The sequence below is a fragment of the Nocardia vulneris genome (assembly GCF_001613425.1).
Lineage (GTDB): Bacteria > Actinomycetota > Actinomycetes > Mycobacteriales > Mycobacteriaceae > Nocardia > Nocardia vulneris.
On record NZ_BDCI01000061.1, the window covers coordinates 1 to 4,863 of the forward strand.

Sequence of the window (4,863 nt, forward strand, 5' to 3'; positions counted from 1 at the left end):
GTGGCATACCGGGTGCGTGAAGACAGAAGTGGTGCCGCCGCAACACGGGCACACCCCTTGCGGCGTGGCTCAGCTGCCGCGGTGGGAAGGGGGTGTGGTTTAGCCGCTGTGGCGGGAAGGGGTTGGCTCAGCCGACGCGGCGGAAAGGGGTGCGGCGGGACTGTTGGGTGCCGGTGCCGGGCCAGTTGCGTTTGCCGAGTTGTTTGTCGACGGCGGCGATCACTTCGGTGACGCCGATGCGGAGCAGGCCCGCGTCGGGGGTGTCGGCGTAGGGGTCGCCGAGTTGCCCGGCCCAGAGCACGGCGTGGCGGTTCAGCAGGTGCGGGGGAGGTCCGGCCCAGCGCGGCGGCGTGGGGCCGAAGAGCAGGACGGTGCGGGTGCCGAACGCGGTGGCCAGGTGCGCGACCCCGGTGTCGCCGCAGACCACCAGGCTCGCCTCCGCGACGGTGGCGGCCAGTTCGGTCAGGTTTTGTTCCCCGGTGAGTACCCGGCCGATCGGTAGTCCGGCGCGCGCGGCGATGCTCAGCGCGATCTCCCGTTCGTATTCGTCGCCGGTGAGCACCACCTCCCGGCCCAGCACCAGCAGATGCCGGACGACGGCGGCGAACCGGTCGGGCGGCCAGCGCCGGGCGGGCGCGCCCGCGCCGACGTGCACCACCACACAGTCCCGGTGGCTGGTGGTGGAGACCGGCGGCACCAGGCCCAGGTTGCGCCGGTCGGCCACGATCTCGTCGGATTCCAAGAGATGGCACCAGCGGTCCACGTGATGCATGTCCGGCTGCCACTCGGGGCCGGACAGTTCCGGGAACGCCGGATTGCGATAGCTCAGGATGCGCCCTGGGTCGGTCTTCTCCAGCGCCACAATGCTTTCGGTGCTCGGGCCGTGCAGGTTCACGGCCAACTGCGGTCCGGGGGCGTCCCAGCGCAGGGCGCCCGCGTCGGCGGTGGGCACCATCGTGTCGACGGAGGCGATCAGATCGACGATGGGCTTGAGGCGAGGCGGCGCGGCGAGCACGATGCGGTCGTGTGGCCTGGCACGACGCAGCGCACGAAGCGCCGGGACCGCGGTGAGTAGATCACCGAGCCCACGTGCCTGCAGCACGAGTACAACCGCCACCCTCTTCTCCTAGCCACCCGGGACCCACGAAAACGTGACCCACATCCGTTTCACCCCAGGAGAGTGCACCCGACGAGAGCCATTGAGAGATAACTACCCGACCCCCAGCGGCGATAAACCCCGGCGCGCCAGGCGTTACTCATCGCACCCTGTGCTGAGGACAACTAACCTCGTGACATGACCTCCCGGCTCAACCCGTACCTCAGTTTCGGCGACACGGCCCGCGCAGCTCTGGAGTTCTACCGCGACGTGTTCGGCGGCACCCTGACCATCAGCACCTTCGGCGAATTCAGTGACCAGGAGGCGCCCGGCGCCGAGCTGGTCATGCACGGCATCCTGGAGACCCCGAGCGGGTTCACCCTGATGGCCGCCGATACCCCGCCCGGCATGGAATACAAACCGGGAAGCAGCATTTCGATCAGCCTCAGCGGTTCCGACGCCGCGGAGTTGCGCGGCTACTGGCATCGGCTCGCGGCCGCGGGCACGGTCTCGGTGCCGCTGGAGAAGCAGATGTGGGGCGATGAGTTCGGCATGTGCCAGGACCGGTTCGGCACCGGCTGGATGGTCAATATCGTCGCCGCCGGGGTGCCCCCGGAAACGGCGGGCAATTCGCGGTAGCGCGACGCCGCGGGTTCGGTGAGCAAATGTCCAGGGAACCCGCGTAACAGGGCCTAACATCTGATCATGACGACAAACAGCGTGCTCGAGGGTCCTCTGCAGTCTCTTGCCCGCAGTGCGTGGCAAACAATTCTGGTCACCGGCATCCTCTCGGTGATCCTCGGTGTGATCATTCTCGTGTGGCCCGGCGTCACCCTGCTCGCCGCGGGTGTGCTGTTCGGCATCTATCTGGTGGTCAGCGGTTTCCTGCAGCTGATGGCCGCCTTCGGCGCGCCGACCGGCACCGGGATGCGGGTGCTGGCCTTCATCAGTGGTGTGCTGTCCATCGCGATCGGCGTGTTCTGCTTCCGCGACGAGCTGACTTCGATTCTGCTGCTTGCCATCTGGATCGGGATCGGCTGGCTGTTCCGGGGCGTCGCGGCGGTGATGATCGCGCTGTCCGAGCCGGACGTGCCGGGCCGCTGGTTGACCGTGTTCTTCGGCGTGCTCACCGTGATCGCGGGCATCGTGCTGATCGCATGGCCGCTGTCGTCGGTGGCCACGCTGGCCGTCGTGGTCGGCGTGTGGTTGATCGTGCTCGGCGTGATGGAAATGGTCACGGCGTTCGGAGTTCGCAAGGACGCCAAGCGGCTTCAGCACTCCGGTATCTGAACCGGTCGGTTCTTTTCGTTGTCGCGGCCGCCGTGTCCTCGCTGGGCACGGCGGCCGCACCGCGTTCACCTGCACTCTTTCCGCAGGGACCGCGCTCGTGTCAGAATGCAGGCGCAATAGACACCGAGGTCGGCATCGGGGTTGGTCGACATCGAAATGAACTGGAGGCACGAATGTTTCGTACTGCTGGGTTTGTCGGTGCGGTCGCCCTCGCGGGTGCGGTCGGTTTTCTGGCACCGGGCACGGCGCAGGCCGCGACCGGCACGGTGACCATCAACAACACCGCGCACGACAACCCGGTCGGCTGCATCAAGGCCGAGGACAACTTCTACACGACGCTGCAGATCTCCGTCGGCAACGCGACCGACCGGGCGATCAAGGCGTACGCGAGCGGCGACTGCTCGGGCGCGTCCTTCGGTGAGGTGCCGCCGGCGACGATCGGCTACCTGCCCAAGGGCGGCAGCGTTTTCGTCGACTGAAACGGCTCGGTCCGCTGCCGGCCGCGGTCGGCAGCGGACCCCCGCCTCACGATTCGAACAGCGATTGCCCGATGTATCCGCCCGGTGCTGCAACCCCCGGCGGAATGACGAACACCGCCGAACCCACGGGCGTCGTCCACACGTTGAGCGCGTCGAACTCCGCGAGCCGCTGCTGCACCGGTAGGAACTGGGCGTCCACGTCGCGCTGGTAGGCGGCGAACAGCAGGCCCGAGTTCGAGATCTGCCCGGCCGCCGGGGCGTCGTCGTAGTTGTAGCCGCGCCGCAGGAAACGTTCCCCGTCGTGGGTGTGATGCGCGCGGGCGATATGCGAGGACGGCGGGATGACCGGGATGCCGTTCGCGTCGACCGCGGCGAAATCCGGCTCGTCGAATTCCTCGGTGCCGGTGAGCGGAGCCCCGGTGGCGACCGTTCGGCCGACGGTGAGTTCCCTGCCCTCCTGGTCGATCTCATCCCAGGTGTCCAGCGTCATCGCGATCCGTCGCAGTACCAGCGAGGTGCCGCCCGCCAGCCAGGGTTGCCCGGCGCCGTCGTCCCAGACCAGCCGATCGAAATCGGCAGTACCCGGCGCGATGTTCACCGTGCCGTCCACCTGGCCCATCAGGTTGCGCGGGGTCCGGCCCGGGGCAGCGTCCCGGAATCCGCGCTGCACCCAGCGCACCCGCACCAGCGACGCGACACTGCGGCACAGCACGCGCACCGCGTGCGATACGGTCGTCGCCTCGTCCGCACACACCTGCAACAGCAGATCGCCGTCGGTCCAGGCCGGATCGAGGCGATCGATGGCGAACGGCGGCAACGGACGCAGCCAAGCCGGGCGGCGCTGCGGCACGCTCGCGAACACCGCCGGGCCCAGTCCGATGGTGACGGTGAGCCGGGACGGGCGTTGCGCGAGTTCGGGTTCGGTGTCGGCCAAGGCCGGGCGGCCCTGGGTCAGGCGGGCGGCGTCACCGGTCCAGATCTTCAGGATGCCGATGATGTCGTCGCGGGTGACGCCCGCCGTCAAGTCGAAGGCGACGAACGTGGCGTGCGTCTGTGGTGCGGTCGCGATCCCCGCCTGATGCGGACCGTAGAACGGCTCGATCGGGGCAGGCGGGTTCTCGTCGCGGGCCAGAGTGAGGGCGCCCCAGCTGAGCCCCGCCGCGCCCGCCGCGGCGGCACCGCCGCCGAGCAGGCGACGGCGGTTCAGGCTCGGCCGCGCGCCGGTCCGCTCAGCCACCGTGCGTCGGGGCCGGTGCGCCGTCCGCGTGATCGGGCGCGTAGTTCTCCTGGTTGCCGGAGAAATCGCGCACCTGCGCGGTGAACGTGGTGCTCGATCCGTCCTCGAAGGTGAGGGTGACCGGGGTTTCGGCGCCGGTGCGCAGCGGGCCGGTGAGCCCCATGAACATGATGTGGTCGCCGCCCGGCCGCAGCTCGGTCTTCCCGTGCGCCGGAATCACGAAACCGCCCTGCTTCGGCCGCATCGTCTTCGTTCCGCTCGCGTCCGCCACCACCTCGTGCAATTCGACCCGGCTCGACGCCGGACTCGACGCCGCCACCACTGTGCGCGGCAGGTCGCTCCCGTTGCTGAGCTGTCCGAACGCCGCCGACATCCCGCCGTCCGCGGCCTTCACCCACTGATCCGTGATCGTCACCGCCTCCGCCGACTTCGCCTCGGCCTTCTCGTTCGACGAACAGGCGACGAGCAGCAGCGGAACGGCAGCAGCCGCCGCCACACCACGCAGCAGGACAGTGGTACGGGAAACCGTTGTGGGGATACGCATAGGGAACTCCGATCGAGAAGAGGAAGATGAATCAGCCGATTTCGCCCGAAGGCAGCACGATGAACCGCGCCCGCAGCTCGCGAAATCGTTTGCGCCGCTGAACAAGAACGCCGCACCCGACACCGACCCAGCCGCGTGCAGCCAGGGCGAGCCGCACACGTCGAACCGCAGCAGTCACACCCGGTGCCACCGAGTCGACAGCCTTACCGAGCCGGCC

The 4,863-nt window shown here is 68.8% G+C and carries 7 protein-coding genes; 3 read left to right on the plus strand and 4 right to left on the minus strand.

Features of this window, described 5'->3' with window-relative positions; genetic code table 11:
• Positions 1–127: 127 nt before the first annotated feature.
• The gene (locus tag NVU01S_RS41945) at positions 128–1,117 is read right to left on the minus strand and encodes a glycosyltransferase family 9 protein (RefSeq protein ID WP_043683332.1); all 990 of its coding nucleotides are present in this window, start codon (positions 1,115–1,117) and stop codon (positions 128–130) included.
• A 177-nt stretch (positions 1,118–1,294) separates the two neighbouring features.
• On the opposite strand from NVU01S_RS41945, the gene NVU01S_RS41950 reads away from it, so the two are divergent.
• From NVU01S_RS41950 to NVU01S_RS41960, 3 genes are all read left to right on the plus strand, one after another.
• Entirely contained in the window at positions 1,295–1,735 is a 441-nt protein-coding gene (locus NVU01S_RS41950; RefSeq protein ID WP_043683335.1) for a VOC family protein, read from the plus strand.
• 66 nt (positions 1,736–1,801) lie between these two features.
• Positions 1,802–2,386 (plus strand): HdeD family acid-resistance protein, encoded by a 585-nt coding sequence (locus NVU01S_RS41955; RefSeq protein ID WP_041562887.1) that lies wholly within the window; start codon positions 1,802–1,804, stop codon positions 2,384–2,386.
• 173 nt (positions 2,387–2,559) lie between these two features.
• A complete protein-coding gene (locus tag NVU01S_RS41960) occupies positions 2,560–2,865 on the plus strand; it encodes a hypothetical protein (protein WP_014986082.1) in 306 nt (101 codons plus the stop codon).
• 46 nt (positions 2,866–2,911) lie between these two features.
• Here the strand turns inward: NVU01S_RS41960 and NVU01S_RS41965 are convergent, their stop codons facing one another.
• The 3 genes from NVU01S_RS41965 to NVU01S_RS44705 all read right to left on the minus strand — a co-directional run.
• A complete protein-coding gene (locus NVU01S_RS41965) occupies positions 2,912–4,102 on the minus strand; it encodes a Dyp-type peroxidase (RefSeq protein ID WP_043683338.1) in 1,191 nt (396 codons plus the stop codon).
• Complete coding sequence (locus tag NVU01S_RS41970) at positions 4,095–4,646, minus strand: copper chaperone PCu(A)C (RefSeq protein WP_043683341.1); 552 nt, start codon at positions 4,644–4,646, stop codon at positions 4,095–4,097. The genes NVU01S_RS41965 and NVU01S_RS41970 overlap by 8 nt, the downstream gene beginning before the upstream one ends.
• Positions 4,647–4,677: 31 nt before the next feature.
• Positions 4,678–4,863 (minus strand): hypothetical protein (locus NVU01S_RS44705; RefSeq protein WP_209444915.1); only part of this gene is annotated, 186 nt, incomplete at its 5' end.

Bases quoted from the DNA above. Each gene is read 5' to 3' on its own strand.
- NVU01S_RS41950 (WP_043683335.1), top strand. From the start codon at position 1,295: ATGACCTCCCGGCTCAACCCGTACCTCAGTTTCGGCGACACGGCCCGC.
- NVU01S_RS41960 (WP_014986082.1), top strand. From the start codon at position 2,560: ATGTTTCGTACTGCTGGGTTTGTCGGTGCGGTCGCCCTCGCGGGTGCG.
- NVU01S_RS41955 (WP_041562887.1), top strand. From the start codon at position 1,802: ATGACGACAAACAGCGTGCTCGAGGGTCCTCTGCAGTCTCTTGCCCGC.
- NVU01S_RS41970 (WP_043683341.1), bottom strand. From the start codon at position 4,646: ATGCGTATCCCCACAACGGTTTCCCGTACCACTGTCCTGCTGCGTGGT.